Here is a 16,027-nt window from a genome sequence, read left to right on the forward strand (position 1 = left end):
CGCTTCTACATCATTGCGCCCTTTTTATCTTGCGCCGCAACAAGGCACCCCATCCCTCTGTTGCACTCCCCTCCTGCCAGTTTTCAAACGTTTTTTTGCGGCAATCGCAAATGAAGAAACGTTAGGCGGATCTTGCAATTTCGTAATTGTGCGCACCCGACCGCTCTTATTCACTACACGAACGCTGCGAGTCGGAATGGAAGCCACGACATCGGAACGATTGGGGAGACCAGATGCCGCATAGGGACGCCTCGCAAGCCATATAGCCATCGCCAATGGCTCTTTAATAAGAATTAACGGGGAAAAATTAGATGACCGATACGACGCACTCTTTGGGCGTGCAGGGGCGCACGCGCTCACGCCCGGCACCGTCGAGTTCACGATTGGCAACGGCAATCTTGTTGGGGCTGGCGCTCACGTATGCACCGACCAGCGCATCCGCACAGACCGCGAGTCAGGACGGCAACACCACCGCCACCGCACCTGCACCCGCTAAAACCGCTGCCGGCAAGACGGATAAGAAGCAAGATCCGAAAAAGGATCAGAAAGACGTCAAGAACCTCGACGGCATGACCGTCACCGGCATCCGCGCCAGCCTTGAGTCGTCGCAGTCGCTCAAACAGAACGCCACCCAGATTGTCGACTCCGTTACCGCGACGGATATCAATGCCCTGCCCGACCGCAGCGTGACCGAAACCCTGCAGCGCATCAGCGGCGTGACGGTAGATCACTACTTGGCCGATGACGACCCGGATCATCCGTCCGCCGAAGGTAGCGGCGTGCTGATCCGTGGACTTCCCTACGTCGCCAGCCTGCTCAACGGCGCTGAAAGCTTTTCGGCCAACAACGGCCGCGCGCTGGGCTTCGAGGACGTGCCGGCCGAGCTGATGCAAGGCGTGGATGTGTACAAGAATCCGTCGGCGGAGCTCATCGAAGGCGGTATCGGCGGCACCGTGGACCTGCGCACGCGCATGCCATTCGACGCTCCAGATCGGGTGATCGGCTTCTCGACGGGCGTCAATGAAGGCGACATGGCGAAGAAGAGCAAACCGTCCTCGTCATTCCTGTACAGCAATCGCTGGAAGACCGAAAACCTCGGCGAATTCGGCGCGCTGCTCGATGTGTCCTACTCCGAGCTGGCCTCGCGCACCGACGGCATCCAGGTCAATCCCTACGTCCTCGAACCGGAAAACCATGTCGGCAACTGCCCGTGCGAGCCCACCTCGTCCATGGGCAACGTGGCCATTCCGGGCGATATCAACTACTACGAGATGGACATGCAGCGCAGGCGCACCGGTATTTACGGTGCATTCCAGTGGCGTCCGACCGACAACCTGGAATTCGACTCGCGCTTCTTCCGCTCCACCTACGACCTGCAGTGGCAGGAGCACGAAGTCCAGGCCAACGAGGGCAACTACTACAACATGATCCCGGTGCCGGGCACGTCGTTCGGTTACAACAACGGCGTCTTCGAGAGCGGGGACATGGTGTCCGGTTCGTGGCAGGGCGGAGGCACGGGCCCCGCCAAGGCAACGCTGGACACGGGATGGCCGCCGATCGGCGGTCCGAATTACTACGCCCTCACCCGCGCGCAAACCCAGTTCACCCGCACCACCGACTGGTCCAACACGTTCAAGTACAACATCAGCGACAACATGATCTGGTCGGGCGAAATACAGTTCGTCAAGTCCACCGCCAATGAAACGGACTTCACGGTGTACAACCAGTTCTTCATGCCGCCCGCTAACCTGAACATGGGCAGCGGCACACCCAGCCTCACGCTGTTGAACAACACCACGTACGCGTACATCCCGTCGAACACCACCAACCCGAACAGCCTGACCAACTACGCCAACTACTATCTCGGCGCAGCGCTGGATCACTTGGAATACGACTACGCGATGGAGCGCACCGTACGTACCGACCTCGAATACAACTTCGAGGACAGCAACTGGTTGCAGTACTTCCGCGTGGGCGTGCGCGCCACCAACCACGGCACATATAGCAACAACAACAGCAGCAGCTACAACTGGGGCTATATCAGCCAGGACTGGGCGGGCAGCTACAAAGGCCCCTCCTCGCTGGACTGGGCCAACAACATCCCGGCGTGGATGGAACAACAGTTCACGTTTGGCGACTTCTTCCGCGGCCAGACGAAGCTGCCCAGCACGCTGGTGTTCCCCAGCATGTCGCTGGTGGGCAATTACTACGGTGCGATCGCCGCGCTGCGTTCGCTTGAGATGTCTGGTGGCTGGTGTCCGCAGGTTTTCAGCGAAAGCGCGGGCGACGGATGCAACCCGGGCTCGGGCATGAGCGCGGACTATATGCACGAAACGACCCAGGCTGCCTATGCCTCGCTGTACTTTGGCAACGACACGGCATTGGGCATTCCGTTCGATGGCAACATCGGCCTGCGCTTCGTCCGTACCAGCGTGAGCGCCAACGGTTCGGTGACCTATCCTTCATCGGGCACCATCCAGAATCCCGCGGGCATCACGCCAGCCCAGATGGCCTTGTTCAACGGCATGACCACGCCCATCAATGGCGGGTATGACTACCACAACCTGCTGCCCAGCCTTAACCTGCGCTTCAAGCTGACCGACGACCTGCAGTTGCGTCTGGCCGCCTCCAAGGCCATTACCCGACCCACCATCAGCCAGCTCAACTCGTACATGGTCATCGGTACGTCGTGGAGCTCGCCAGGGCCGGGCCAGCAGGCACAACTCGCGGGCTTTAACGCCACTACCGGCGGCAACCCGAACCTGAAGCCGCTGGAAGCCAACCAGTTCGACGCCGCGCTGGAGTGGTACTTCGCGCCCACCAGCGAGCTGTACACCACGCTGTTCAAGAAGAACATCTCCAACTACACCACCACCGAGGTGCATAGCCAAACCATCGACGGCGTGCCGGTGGCGGTGAGCGGTCCCACCAACGCGGGTACGGGCACCGTCAAGGGCGCCGAAGTGGGCTACTCGCAGTTCTTCGACTTCTTGCCGAGCGTCTTCAAGGGCCTGGGCGTGCAGGCCAACTACACCTTCCTGCAGAGCAGCAAGATCTACGGCACCACCTCGTGCGACCCGAACCATGGCAACGGCTCGTGCTCGGCCAACGACGTCGTCACCAACCCGGGCCTGCCCATGCAGGGTCTGTCGCCGCACAACTACAACATCACCGGCATCTATGAATACGGCGACTGGTCGGCTCGCCTGGCCTGGTCGTGGCGCAGTCGCTATCTGATCACGCCGGTCGACTCGGGCGACACATACCTGCCGATGTGGAACGCCGCTTCGGGCCAGCTCGATGCCTCGATCTTCTACCACATCAACAAGAACATGCAGGTTGGCCTGCAGATGAATAACCTCACCAACACCGTGCAGAAAGTGTTGATGGGCCCCACCACCTACATCAACGGTTACGTGGACACGAACCTGTACACGCGTGCGCTGTTCATGACCGACCGTCGTTACGAGCTCGTGTTCCGCGCGAACTTCTGATGAAGGTTCTTGCCAGCAAGGCAAGCCGCTGAATGCTTGCTTGTTTGTTCATCGTCGCCGGCATGCATGCGCATGCCGGCGACGTCGTCTCTACCGTGCGGATGTTCCCGTCCAAATAGTGACCACGCAGCAATGAACCTCAGACGCGCCGCTGCGCCAGAAACTGCTTCGGCGTGCAGTCGTACTCGCGCCGGAAGACGGCATACATGTACTGCAACGACGTAAAGCCGCTGCGCACCGCAACTTCGGCCATCGAAGCCTTGGGATCGGCAAGCATCTGCATGGCCACTTCCAGCTTGTGATCGAGAATCGCCTGATGCACAGACTTCTTCAGCTCACGCTTGAAGTGCTCTTCCAGCAGCGTGCGTGACACGCCCACGTAACCGGCCACCTGTTCCGACTTGATGCCCGTGCAGGCGTATTGGCGAATGAAATGCCGGGCCCGCATCACGTACGGGCTGCGTACGTGCTCATGCTGACTGCTGCCCTGCACGTGAATGCCGGACGGCGGCACCAGGATGCGCGTACTGGAACAGTCGCCGCCGTGCAGCATCTGATGCAGCAACTGTGCAGCGATACGGCCCATTTCCTCCGCCCCCTGGATGACCGACGTGAGCCGAATGCTGCTGAGCGTTTGCACAATGGGATCATTGTCGATGCCGACCACCGCAACCTCATCGGGAATAGGCACGTCGGCCACCACGCAGGCCTGCAACAGCTGACGCGCTCGCGCGTCGGTAGCGGCGATGATGCCGATCGGCTTGGGCAAGGCACGCACCCATTCGGCCATTTCTTCTTGCGCGCGTCCCCAGCCGCCGGCGCTGACGGACGAGCCGTGGTAGACGATGCCTTCCAGCCCATCCGCCGCCGTCATCCGGCGAAACCACATTTCGCGCTCGTGCGCCCAGAGGTGGCCAGGCTCCAGCGGCCTGCCGAAGAACGCAAAGCGCTGCAGGCCATGATCGATCAAATGGTCGTAGGCCATCCGCACCAATTTCTGGTTGTCGGTAGCCACGTAGGGAATGCCATTCGGATACTGCGATTCATCGGCATAGGAGCCGCCTATCGCCACCACCGGAATGGAAAGCGCCGATACCGCTTCGGCCACGACCGGGTCGTCGAAGTCGGCAATGATCCCATCGCCGCGCCACTGTCGAATGCCGAGGGCGTGGCTGCGGAAATCCTCTTCCATGAACAAGTCCCACTTCACGCGCGTGAAAGTGAGATATCCCCCGATGCCGGCAAGCACCTGCCGGTCGTACACCTTGTTGGCATTGAAGAGCAATGCGATGCGATGTGGCGACATGTGTTGCGGCAATGCCTCTTGGTTTTCCCCTGGGTCAGTCTAAGAAATCCACGCCCTACTTGGACGTAGTGTTCACCCATGACTAACGGCAGGCTTCCAGACAAATCCTAAAAGCGGCCGACGGCTCGAGAGCGGTGATGACGCGTCTTCCAACCGGCGATAAAAAACCCGCGAGGGGGCCCCGCGGGTTTTGGGTCATCCGTCTTTACGTTGCTTTGCCGGGAGGGGAGGCCTGGCTAGGCGATGGGACTGATGTCTCTCGACATGGATTAACTATACCGTATAGTTTGTTAATTGGTTGTAACCAGGTTCGAGCCCGATTTCCTGCTTAGCGCCTGGGGTTGAACTGCGGGGACGGTAATGTCCGCTTCCAGCCCAAAGCAGGCTCTATTCGCCAAGGCTTCTTGACGTAGGCATGGGATTTCACTGATATGCGCATCGCGAGGGGTGCGGACTGACAAACCGATCCCATCGCAAAAAAAAGAAGCGACGTGCGGTGGATAGCTTCTTCAGAAATTAGTACGCGCCGCGCGTGGAGTTTTCTCGTAATCTGGCTCCATAGGGGGCCATGAAGAAATCGCGGTTCGGCGACAGCTAGACCATCGCAGTGCTCAAGCAGGTGCAGGCCGGCACGACTGTGCCGGAGTTCCGCCGAGAACACGGCGTCAGTTCAGCTGCGTTCCGCCCATGGCAAAGGGTTCACTCCAATCCCGGCTCAGCTTTGTAGTGCCGGTCATCAGGATGACGGTGAAGCGCAGTGCGAGTCACAAGTTCATTTCTCAAGACACCGGCCCTGTTCATTTTTTCGGGAATCGCCATCACGCTTGCCACCACGAGTGTGATGTTCGTGTCGCTGTATCAGATGCGACGGGACGCGATGTCGCAGGCACGCGACGCCACGGAGAATCTTGCCAGTTCACTGGAGAAGGAAACCGAACGCAACCTCGACGTCTTCCAGCTTGCGATGCGCGAGGTTGCGACGAGCATCAAGACGCCTACGCTCCTGCGTCTCCCCTTGGATGTCCGGCAGCTGGTGGCATTCAGCACGATCAGCGACGCCAAAGAACTCGGCACGCTGTCCGCGACCGATGCGGCGGGCAATTTCATTCTCGACTCGCGCTCTCCGGTGCCGCGCAAGCTCAATGTGAGCGACCAGGATTACTTCCAGGTCCAGCAACAAAGCAGGGATATCGGCCTGTATCTGAGCAAGCCGTTCATACCGAAGACCGGCGATTCCAGACAGCCGACCATCGCATTGAGCCTGCGACTCGAAAAGGAGGACGGCCAGTTCGCCGGCATTGTCGCCGGTACGCTTCGCCTCAATTACTTCCACGACATGTTCAAGGACGCGATCCTGGGTCAGCACGGCACCATCACGCTGCTGCGCACCGACGGGACCGTCCTGATGCGGCAACCGTACCACCCCGGCGACGTAGGCAGCACACTCGCTGGCGGCCACTCGTTCCTGCCGCTCGTACAGTCGGATCAGGGTAGCTATGTCGATGTCGCAGTACTCGATCACATCGAGCGGCAGTACAGCTTCAAACGCATCGGCAAATATCCGCTGATTGTCGTGGTCGGCTTCGCGACCGAGGACATCTACGCAGGGTGGCACAGACGCGCGGTTGCCATTGGCGCCGTTACCGTCGTGATCGACGTGCTCTCCATCTGGCTGTCGCTGATGTTCGCCAGTCTGCTGCGCCGAAGGCTTGAAATGGAAAGCCAGCTGCAACAACTGGCCTGGTTCGATTCGTTGACCGGCCTACCCAACCGGATACAGCTCCAGCGGGAGGCAGGCCGCATCCTCGCGCACGCGAAGCAGAATGCCTCGGATTTCGCGACGCTGTTTATCGACCTGGACCGTTTCAAGCGCGTGAACGACACACAAGGTCATGCCGTCGGCGACGAAGTGCTGCGCGAGATCGCAGAGCGCCTGCGCAAGCATGTCCACACCGGGGATTCGATCAGCCGCCTCGGCGGCGATGAGTTCCTTGCCATTCTGCAAGATTGCGATGTGCTGAAGGCCATGCATGTGGCTGAACGCATTCTGCATACGGTCCGCGAGCCCATAGCCTTGGACTCGAAACGCGACACCCGCATCACGATCAGCACCAGCATCGGCATCGCGATGTACCCCTACGACGGGCTGAACATCGATGTCCTGCTGCGCAACGCGGACATGGCGATGTATCAGGCCAAAAGCGCTGGGCGCAATCGGATCCACTTCTATGCGCCCGAGTACGAGCGCAAAGCCAGGGAGCACCTCGACCTCGAGATCGCCCTGCAGCGTGACTTCGAAGCAAAGGTGCTCAGCGTCGTCTACCAGCCCAGGGTCGACGCGACGGGCATGCTGTGCGGAGCCGAAGCGCTGGTGCGCTGGTACAACGACAAGATGGGTTTCATTCCACCGGACTATTTCATCCCTATCGCGGAAGAAAGCGGGCTGATTGCGGAACTGGATGCCTGGGTGCTCGGCGAGGCCTGCCGCCAGCTTGCCGCGTGGCGGGCCTCGGGTCTGGCGGTGCCGAGCATCTCGGTGAACGTCTGCGCCATGGACCTCAAGCGATCGGACTATCCAGGCTTTGTCACACGGACGCTGGAGGCTCATGGTCTCGCACCGGACGACCTGATTTTGGAAATGACCGAACGCGTCATGTTCGACGAGGCGGCCGACGATATCCGGACTTCGATCGACGAGATCCACGCCATGGGCGTTACGCTCGCCATTGACGATTTCGGCACCGGCTTCTCGTCGCTGAACTACCTGCACCGGTTCCCCATCAAGGAACTCAAGATCGACAAAAGTTTCATCCAAGGCATCGGCGAGAGCATGACGTCCGAATCCCTCGCGCAAACCATCATCAACATTGGCAAGACCCTGAAACTGACAGTCGTCGCCGAAGGTATAGAGACGCAAGCGCAGAGAGATTTTCTGAGTCGGCACGACTGTGACTTGTACCAAGGCCATCTATTCTCCCCGCCATTGCCGCCGGACGACTTTGCGCTCTGGGCGGTAAAGCAGAGTCACGTCACCCTTCGCAGACAACTGCCGTGACCGTTGATGCTGACTGCAAGGTCAAATAGATAGTAGATATTGCGCTTCCGCTTTCGACCCCGAGCAAACCTTTCATGGGAGGGGTGCGTGGGGCAGGAATGACGATGCGCGAAGTGAAGACTTGTCGCCAAAGTTGCAGCACGTCCCGTGGCACTGCGCCAAAACGGTGCGGAAATGCTAGAAAACTCGGTCCAGTCAAGGACTCTGGCGAGATGGTGGCTATGGGTGGACTCGAACCACCGACCCCAGCATTATGAGTGCTGTGCTCTAACCGGCTGAGCTACATAGCCAAAGGGGCGCGCCGTCCGGGAAGTATGCCGGATCGGGCTGGATTCAGGCGGGGCGCGGCAGTTTAATCGCCTCGCCCTTGCGGTTCAAGTGGTTGGCTTGCTCCGGCTTTGTGGGCTGTGGTTGAATCGATCTCGGGTCAGACGCTCGCGCCAAGGCAGGCCGCGCTGACTTGGCCCGAGGAGGTTGGATGATCGACGTTGATGGCTACCGTCCGAATGTTGGCATCGTTCTGCTGAATGCGGACGGCCGGCTGTTCTGGGCGCGCCGCGTCCATCGCGACGGTTGGCAGTTCCCCCAGGGCGGCATGCGCAGCGACGAGACGCCGCTGGAAGCCATGTACCGGGAGTTGCAGGAAGAAACCGGTCTTTCCCCCGAACACGTCCAGGTGCTGGCCAGCACCCGCGGCTGGCTGCGCTACAAGCTGCCCAGCCGCTATATCCGGCACCACCAGCACCCGACCTGCATCGGCCAGAAGCAGGTGTGGTTCCTGCTGAAGCTGGTGGGCGGCGAGGATGCGCTGTGCCTGAATGCCTGCGAGAAACCCGAGTTCGACCTGTGGCGCTGGGTGGATTTCTGGTACCCGGCGGCGCATGTGGTTAATTTCAAACGGGATGTTTATCACAGGGCCCTGCGCCACTTCGCGCCGCTGGTGGAGAACATGCTGAGCATCGAGCTGGGTCCGCAGCCGCAATCGCGCAGGAATTCACCCCGGAACAAGCGGGCCGCCTGAACCGCCGGGCCGGCGCAAACCGAATGCTTGTTGACAATCATTCGCATTCGCGTTGAAAATACGCGACATGTACATATGCCTTTGCAACGCCGTCACCGATCACGACATCCGTCGCGCTGCCGCCGACGGTGTGCAGACGTTCGCCGAACTGCAGGCCCGCACCGGCTGTTCCGATTGTTGCGGCTGCTGCGAAACCGAAGCGCGTGCCACGCTGGATGAGGCGATCGCCAAGATCGCGTTCGATCTGCCTATCCTCGTCGCGGCCTGACATCTTCCGACGCGCTATCGACGCCACCGCCCGGTGCGGTGGCGTTTTTGCATGCGCGACTTGTTCGCATTACCCCCCACTCGTGCTCAGAATCCGTATAGTTTCCCGATCAGCCAACGTAGGGAGAGCAGCGATGAAGGGCGACGCCAAGGTCATCGAGTTTCTCAACAAGGTGCTCTTCAATGAGCTGACCGCGATCAATCAGTACTTTCTGCATTACCGCATGTTCAAGAACTGGGGCTACCAGGAACTTGCGGAGCACGAGTACAAGGAATCGATCGACGAGATGAAACATGCCGATCATCTGATCGAGCGCATCCTGTTTCTGGAAGGCCTGCCCAATCTTCAGCATCTGGGCAAATTGCGCATTGGCGAGAACGTGCTGGAATGCATTCAGGGCGATCTGGACCTGGAACTCGCCGCCACCAAGGATCTGCGCGCGGCAATCGCATACTGCGAAAGCGTGGCCGACTACGTGAGCCGCGATATGTTCAAGACTATATTGCGCGACGAGGAAGACCACATCGACTGGCTGGAAACGCAGCTCAGCCTGGTCAAGGACATTGGCGCGGAGCGTTATCTGCAGTCGAAGATGGAAAGCTGAACTACCGCACCGTCGCGGTGCACCAAAGCGACCCCGGACACAAAGCCGGCGACGATTCCTTGACGGTTTCGTCACGACCGGGCTATATCCATCGTTTTCCCGGAAAGGCCGCGCATGGTTTCCCGCCCACCACCGCGCTACGTCGTACGTCCGCACGACGCTGCCAGTCAGCGTCGGCGCGTCATGTGGCTTGCCGCGGCATGGCTTGGCAGCGTGATGCTGGCCGGATTGATCGTGGCGCTTGCGGTAGGCGCATGGAAAGGCGTGGTGCCGCGCATCTCCGATCGACGCGCGCTGCGCACGCTGACCGTCGAGAATGAAGATCTGAAACAGCAAGTGGCGAACTTGCAGCGCTCGCAGCAAGTCACCGACGTCGCCACCAAGGCCTTGCGCCAGACGATCTCGCAACGCGACGAGGAAATCAGCGGACTGCGCGCGGACCTGGGCTTCTATTCGCGACTCGTCGGCGGCGATGCGCAACGCGAAGGGCTGAAGGTGCAGGAAGTGTCACTGCAAGCTGTACCGCACTCGCAGGCGTGGAATCTCGCCATCAGCCTCACCCAGAACATCAAGCGCGACGACGACACCAGCGGCACCACCATCGTGAGCGTGGAAGGCTTGCGCAACAACAAGGTGGATCAACTGGCGTGGTCCACCCTGGGTGACGCCGCCGAGAAAGACGGCATTCCGTTTCGCTTCCGCTACTTTCAGCAACTTCACACCACGATCGCGCTGCCGGCCGATTTTCGGCCGACGCGATTGCATGTCACAGTCCAGCCGGAAAATGGTGGCCCCGTCAGCCGCGCCGTGGCATGGAACGACGCCTTATCCACCCCGGTCACCACCACTCAGGGGGAAACTGATGCTCAGCCGTAAACGCAACGACCAACCCAGCCGCAACGCGGAAACCAGCCTCATCTCGCTAGGCACCATCATCCGCGGCGATGTCCGATTTACCGGCACGCTGCACCTCGACGGGCGCATCGAAGGCGCCGTGATCGGCGAAGGTTCCAGCGCCTTGTTCACGCTGAGCGAGCACGGCCAGGTGCAGGGCGAAGTACGCGTGCCCCACGCCATGATCAACGGCCAGGTGAATGGCGATATCTACGCCAGCGAACGCCTGGAACTGGCGCCGCAGGCGCGCGTGATCGGCGACGTACGCTACAACCAGCTGGAGATGGCCGCCGGCGCGCAGGTGAACGGGCGCATGGCGCATCAGGGCGAGGACCACGTTCAGCGCGAGCTGCCGGCGCCGGAAGTACGCTCCGAGCCGGTCATCGTCTGAACCGGGCCCAGGGCTTCGGCTGATGGCTGCCTTGACGGTGCGGTATCCTTGAGTCCGCACCGCCGCAGCCTCATATGCCCCTTATGGAAACTATCGTCGCCATCCCCGATTACCGCCAAGCCGGCGCGCCGTTGATCTTTACGGTCGCTGCCGCGCGCAAGGTGCATGAACTCATTCAGGAAGAGGGCAACCTCGAATTGAAGCTGCGCGTATATATCACTGGCGGCGGCTGCTCGGGCTTCCAGTACGGCTTCACCTTCGACGAAACGCAGGCGGAAGACGATTTCGCCCTCGACCGCGAAGGCGTCACCCTGCTGGTCGATCCGCTTTCGCTGCAGTACCTCACCGGCGCCGAGATCGATTACGCCGAGAACCTCAGCGGCTCGCAGTTCGTCATCCGCAACCCCAACGCCAAGACCACCTGCGGCTGCGGCTCCTCGTTCTCCACCTGAGCGACTGCCGCTCGGATGGCTTCGACGAACTCCAATACCTTCGCCGGACTCAGCCTGATCCTCGACCGCGTTTCCGAACAGCGCGACGAGAGCGACTGGGTGTCGGCGAAGTCGCAGGCGTCCGACGCCCGTTATCTTTTGCTCGATCCGGCCGGCGATGCATTTTTGCATCGCGAGCAGGATGCCCTGCGCTGGCTCAATGCCGAGGAACGCGAGCGCTTGCTGCCGCAGGCGTCGAGCAGCCTGCTCGGGTTGATCGACGATCGGCCGCATTTCATGTTGCTGCTCGACGAAAGCGACGATGCCGCGGCATTGGAAACTGCGCTGCACGCCCGTCGCAGGGGCCTGCGCGAAGCGGGGCTGCAACTCGCCGCCGATGAAGCGGGCCTGTTTGCCTATACCAAAGGCCTTGCGCACTGGCAGCGCGAAACCCGCTTCTGCGCACGCTGCGGCGCGCCGGTGAAGCTGGTCTCGTCCGGCCATCGCGCGCAATGCACCAACCCGGCGTGCGGCCGCTTGCACTTTCCGCGCACCGATGCCGCGATCATCGTCATCGTCGAATACGAGGGCGCCTGTCTGCTGGGTCGACAAGCCGGATGGCCGCCAGGACGTTACTCCACACTGGCCGGTTTCATCGAACCGGGCGAAGCGCTGGAAGACGCAGTTCGCCGCGAAGTCGCCGAAGAATCCGGCGTGATCGTCGGCGATGTGCACTATCACTCCTCGCAACCCTGGCCGATGCCCGCGTCGCTGATGGTGGGTTTCACCGCCACGGCGGTGTCACCCGCGATCCACCTGCGCGATGGCGAACTGGAAGATGCGCGCTGGTTCACGCCACAGCGGATCATCGACGGACTGGCCGATGGCAGCCTCGCCACGCCGCCGAAGCTTTCCGTCTCGTATCAACTGATGTCGCATTGGCTGAGCGAGCGCGCGGGTCTGGACCTGGACGCACTGATCGCCAAGGGGCGCAGTCGATAACACCCTTGCGGAAACGTTAACGGGCTCCCATCACTCGCATACAATGCGCCCATCCATCGGAGTCCGTTTTCATGGCTATTCGCCTGCTTGCCGCGCTCATCGCCCTCGGACTGCTGCACGTGCAGCCGCAACTTGCGCATTGGCGCAACGACGGCGGCTTCAGGCGCTGGGTCAACCAGCTCTCCGACACCTCCGGCGTGGGACGCGTTTTGCTGGCGGTGCTGGTTCCGGTGGCGGTCTGTCTGCTGGTGATGTGGATACTGCACAAGCTTCCGCTGGCGGATCTGCTGATGCTCGTCTTTGCGTTGGCCGTGCTGCTGTTTTCCTTCGGCCCGCATGCGTTTGAAGCCGACATCGAAGCCATTCTCAAGGCGCCCGATCAAAGCAGCCGCGAAGCCGCGGCACAGGCGCTGTGCGACGAGGGCGAAACCGTCGCCTGGACCACGGCCGATCTCGGCGAAGCCACGGCCTACGCGGCGCTGCGTCGCCGCTTCGGCGTACTGCTGTGGTTTTTCCTGCTTGGCCCCATGGGCGCCCTGCTTTATCGCCTTGCGCGTCAGCTTGGCCATGACAATACGCTCGCACTCGACGCCGGTGCGCGCACGGCGGCCCGCCACCTCGCCAACGGGTTGGATTGGCTGCCGGCCCAACTGCTGGTGTTCACGCTGGCCTTGGTCGGCCACTGGGATGCCGTGATCGGCGCGTGGCGCCGCTGGCATCAGCAAGCCGCACCGAACAGCTGGTATCTGTCCAACCCCGGCTTTCTCGGTGCCGCCGCACGCGCCGACGTGCTCACCGACATCGAAGGTGGCGAAGGCTATATCGAAGAACGCACCGATCCGCTGCACGAACTTCGCCGCCTGCGCGATGCGCTGTTGCGCGCCTTGCTCGCATGGCTGAGCGTTGTCGCACTCATCGTGATGGGCAGCTGGATTTCCTAAGCCCTTATCCCCTGCCCTGCAAGGCAGGGAGAGGCCGGGGGAGGCCCTTCAAGCAAAATCCCCCCGCAACACCTGCACCCGCTGCTCCAACACCGCCGCAGTCACCTCCGCCGCAGGCCTCGGCGCATCCACCACCAGCTCAACCCGTGCCCGGAAGCGGCGCGGCAGCCGCGTACGCCCCATCATCGAATCGTGTCGACTCCACACGCTGCCCCACAATCCGCGCAAGGCCATCGGCACCACCGGCACAGGACGACGCTCGAGGATTTTTTCAACACCAGGACGGAACGGCGCGATGTTGCCATCCTTGGTCAAACCACCCTCCGGGAAAATGCACACCAGTTCGCCGTTCGCCAGCGCCGCATCGACATCCTCGAACGCTTGATGCAGCACAGCCGGATCTTCTTTCTGCCCGGCAATGGGAATCGCCTTCGCCGTCTTGAACACGAAGTGCAGCAATGGAACGTTGAAGATCTTGTAATACATCACGAAGCGCGCGGGGCGACGCAGATTCGCCATCAGCAGCAGCGGATCCATGAAACTCACGTGATTGCAGACAAGCAGCGCAGCGCCCTCTTCCGGCAAGTTCTGCATGCCATCCACTCGAATGCGATAAAGCGTATTCACCAACACCCAGGTGATGAAGCGCATCAGGAACTCAGGCACCAGCGTGAAGATGTACGCCGCCACCACCACATTGAGCACCGCGGCCAGCAGAAAGATCTGCGGCGCATTGAAACCCAACATCCCCAAGCCAAGCCCGAAGACGGAGGCAATGACAATCAGCAAGGCGTTGAGGATGTTGTTGCCCGCGATCACGCGCGACAGGCGATCGCGTTGCGTGCGTGCCTGCACGAACGCGAACAGCGGCACCACGTAGAAGCCCGCGAACACACCGATCAAGGTCAGATCCAACACGATGCGCCAGCTGCCCGACGCGGCGAGAAACGCATGCCAATCCAACCCGCGCACCGCCGCCGAGCCGGGTCGCGCAAGGAAAAGATCGATGCCAAACGCGGTGAGCCCGAATGCACCCAGCGGCACCAGACCGATTTCCACGCGCTTGCCCGACATCTTCTCGCACATCAACGCACCGACACCGGTGCCGATCGAAAAGAGCGTGAGCACCAAGGTGTTCACCGAGCCATCGCCGCCGAGGTTGATGCGCGTATACAGCGGCAGCTGCGCCACCAGCACCGTGCCGAAAAACCAGAACCAGGAAATGCCCAACACCGCGTTGAACACGGCGCGATCTTCGCCCGTGATGCGCAGCACCCGCACCGTTTCCGTCACCGGATTCCAATTGAACCGCAGATCCGGCGCCGTGGCAGGCGCAGGTGGAATAAAGCGGCTGGCGATGTAGCCGATCACCGCAACGCCAATGGTCAACGCGGCGGAAAAATGCGGGCCGATACCCGTGATCAGCATCAGTGCGTTACCCGTCATCATGCCGATAAGGATCGCCATCTGCGTCCCCATCTCCACCAGACCGTTGCCGCCCACCAGTTCCGACGGTTGCAACGCCTGAGGAAGAATCGCGTACTTGATCGGACCGAACACGGTCGAGTGCACGCCCATCATGAAAAGCACCACCAGCAAGAACGCCAGGTGATGCCCGATAAAGCCATATGCCGCCAGCGCCATGGCGGCGATCTCGAACAGCTTGACGAAACGGATGATCCGCGTCTTCTCGAACTTCTCCGCCAACTGCCCTGCCGTCGCGGAGAACAGAAAGAACGGAAGGATAAACAGCGCCGGTGCCAGGTTGGTATACAAACCCACCTCACGATCCGACAACCCCATCTGGAACGCCGCCAGCATCACCATCGCATTGCGAAACGCACTGTCGTTGAATGCTCCCAGCGCCTGGGTCCAGAAAAACGGCGCAAAGCGACGGCGACCTAACAGGGCGAACTGGCTCATGCGGGTCCTTGGCGGTGGCGACGGTGCGTAGCCTAGCGCGAAAGGCCTCCCGCCATCGAATCCTCCCTAGTTATCGCTACCGCACTGTGCTGTCATAGGGTCTCGCGGCAACCGTGATAGTTCATCCGAGCAACTCCATCATTCGCGCGCCGCTCGTTTCACGTATCAAGCATCATCAAACAGGGAGAGACGCACAACGTTCCACCTCAGCGACTAGGCTTGCACTACTGATGCACTGTTAAACCCATAAGCATCGAGATCCACATGACAATGATGCATGGCAGCTGCCACTGCGGCGCGTTGAACATCGAATTCACCACGTCGAAAAGTACCTCGGAATTTCAGCCTCGCGCGTGCGACTGTTCGTTCTGCCGCAAGCACGGCGCGGCTTATATTTCCGATCCGAAAGGAAAGCTGTCGATCATTCAGCGAAACGCCGGTGCCTTGCATGAATATCGACAAGGTTCAAATACTGCGCGCTTTTTGCTGTGCAAGGACTGCGGCGTTTTAGTGGGTGTTGCCCTTGACCACGAGTCGGGCACCTATGCGGCCGTCAATGCCGGGTGCCTGGATGACGTGACGGAACTCGGCGAATCGCTTTCGGCATCGCCGCAACGGCTCAGCCCGGAGGAAAAGGTGTCGCGCTGGCTGGCGTTATGGGTGCCCGATGTTGTTTTCACCACCGTGCCGCAGTAGG

The 16,027-nt window shown here is 60.9% G+C and carries 13 protein-coding genes and 1 tRNA gene; 11 read left to right on the plus strand and 3 right to left on the minus strand.

Going from position 1 to position 16,027, the window contains the following annotated elements; genetic code table 11:
• The first annotated feature begins 311 nt into the window (after window positions 1-311).
• On the plus strand, window positions 312-3,494 hold the full coding sequence (locus tag DWU99_RS10070; protein ID WP_233511034.1) for a TonB-dependent receptor: 3,183 nt from the start codon (window positions 312-314) through the stop codon (window positions 3,492-3,494).
• 139 nt (window positions 3,495-3,633) lie between these two features.
• Here DWU99_RS10070 and DWU99_RS10075 read toward each other — a convergent pair whose 3' ends face one another.
• A complete protein-coding gene (locus DWU99_RS10075) occupies window positions 3,634-4,800 on the minus strand; it encodes a XylR family transcriptional regulator (protein ID WP_115477898.1) in 1,167 nt (388 codons plus the stop codon).
• A gap of 841 nt (window positions 4,801-5,641) precedes the next feature.
• On the opposite strand from DWU99_RS10075, the gene DWU99_RS10080 reads away from it, so the two are divergent.
• Window positions 5,642-7,855, plus strand: coding sequence for a bifunctional diguanylate cyclase/phosphodiesterase (locus DWU99_RS10080; protein ID WP_115477899.1), 2,214 nt, complete (start codon window positions 5,642-5,644; stop codon window positions 7,853-7,855).
• A 213-nt stretch (window positions 7,856-8,068) separates the two neighbouring features.
• Here DWU99_RS10080 and DWU99_RS10085 read toward each other — a convergent pair.
• Window positions 8,069-8,145, minus strand: a tRNA-Met gene (locus DWU99_RS10085).
• Window positions 8,146-8,333: 188 nt separating this feature from the next.
• Between DWU99_RS10085 and DWU99_RS10090 the strand changes: the two genes are divergently transcribed.
• From DWU99_RS10090 to DWU99_RS10125, 8 genes are all read left to right on the plus strand, one after another.
• Window positions 8,334-8,876 carry an RNA pyrophosphohydrolase gene (locus DWU99_RS10090; RefSeq protein WP_115477900.1) on the plus strand — a complete coding sequence of 181 codons (543 nt, stop codon included), beginning with the start codon at window positions 8,334-8,336 and terminating at the stop codon, window positions 8,874-8,876.
• A gap of 67 nt (window positions 8,877-8,943) precedes the next feature.
• Window positions 8,944-9,144, plus strand: a complete 201-nt coding sequence (locus DWU99_RS10095) for a (2Fe-2S)-binding protein (protein ID WP_199535756.1) — start codon at window positions 8,944-8,946, stop codon at window positions 9,142-9,144.
• Between the two features lie 133 nt (window positions 9,145-9,277).
• A complete protein-coding gene (gene bfr, locus DWU99_RS10100; RefSeq protein WP_115477901.1) occupies window positions 9,278-9,748 on the plus strand; it encodes a bacterioferritin in 471 nt (156 codons plus the stop codon).
• Window positions 9,749-9,862: 114 nt separating this feature from the next.
• Complete coding sequence (locus tag DWU99_RS10105; protein WP_115477902.1) at window positions 9,863-10,624, plus strand: DUF6776 family protein; 762 nt, start codon at window positions 9,863-9,865, stop codon at window positions 10,622-10,624.
• On the plus strand, window positions 10,611-11,033 hold the full coding sequence (locus tag DWU99_RS10110; protein WP_115477903.1) for a bactofilin family protein: 423 nt from the start codon (window positions 10,611-10,613) through the stop codon (window positions 11,031-11,033). Before DWU99_RS10105 ends, DWU99_RS10110 begins: the two co-directional genes overlap by 14 nt.
• Window positions 11,034-11,116: 83 nt before the next feature.
• Window positions 11,117-11,485 carry an iron-sulfur cluster insertion protein ErpA gene (gene erpA / locus DWU99_RS10115; protein WP_115477904.1) on the plus strand — a complete coding sequence of 123 codons (369 nt, stop codon included), beginning with the start codon at window positions 11,117-11,119 and terminating at the stop codon, window positions 11,483-11,485.
• Window positions 11,486-11,500: 15 nt separating this feature from the next.
• Entirely contained in the window at window positions 11,501-12,466 is a 966-nt protein-coding gene (gene nudC / locus DWU99_RS10120; protein ID WP_115477905.1) for an NAD(+) diphosphatase, read from the plus strand.
• A 71-nt stretch (window positions 12,467-12,537) separates the two neighbouring features.
• Entirely contained in the window at window positions 12,538-13,407 is an 870-nt protein-coding gene (locus tag DWU99_RS10125; protein WP_115477906.1) for a regulatory signaling modulator protein AmpE, read from the plus strand.
• Window positions 13,408-13,455: 48 nt separating this feature from the next.
• Here DWU99_RS10125 and DWU99_RS10130 read toward each other — a convergent pair whose 3' ends face one another.
• A complete protein-coding gene (locus DWU99_RS10130) occupies window positions 13,456-15,330 on the minus strand; it encodes an MFS transporter (RefSeq protein ID WP_115477907.1) in 1,875 nt (624 codons plus the stop codon).
• A 273-nt stretch (window positions 15,331-15,603) separates the two neighbouring features.
• On the opposite strand from DWU99_RS10130, the gene DWU99_RS10135 reads away from it, so the two are divergent.
• Window positions 15,604-16,026: a GFA family protein gene (locus DWU99_RS10135; RefSeq protein ID WP_484488888.1), complete on the plus strand. Its 423-nt coding sequence runs from the start codon at window positions 15,604-15,606 to the stop codon at window positions 16,024-16,026.
• The last annotated feature ends 1 nt before the right edge of the window (window position 16,027 follow it).

Origin of the sequence: Dyella psychrodurans (assembly GCF_003363265.1) — a bacterium.
Classification (GTDB): Bacteria; Pseudomonadota; Gammaproteobacteria; order Xanthomonadales; family Rhodanobacteraceae; genus Dyella_B; species Dyella_B psychrodurans.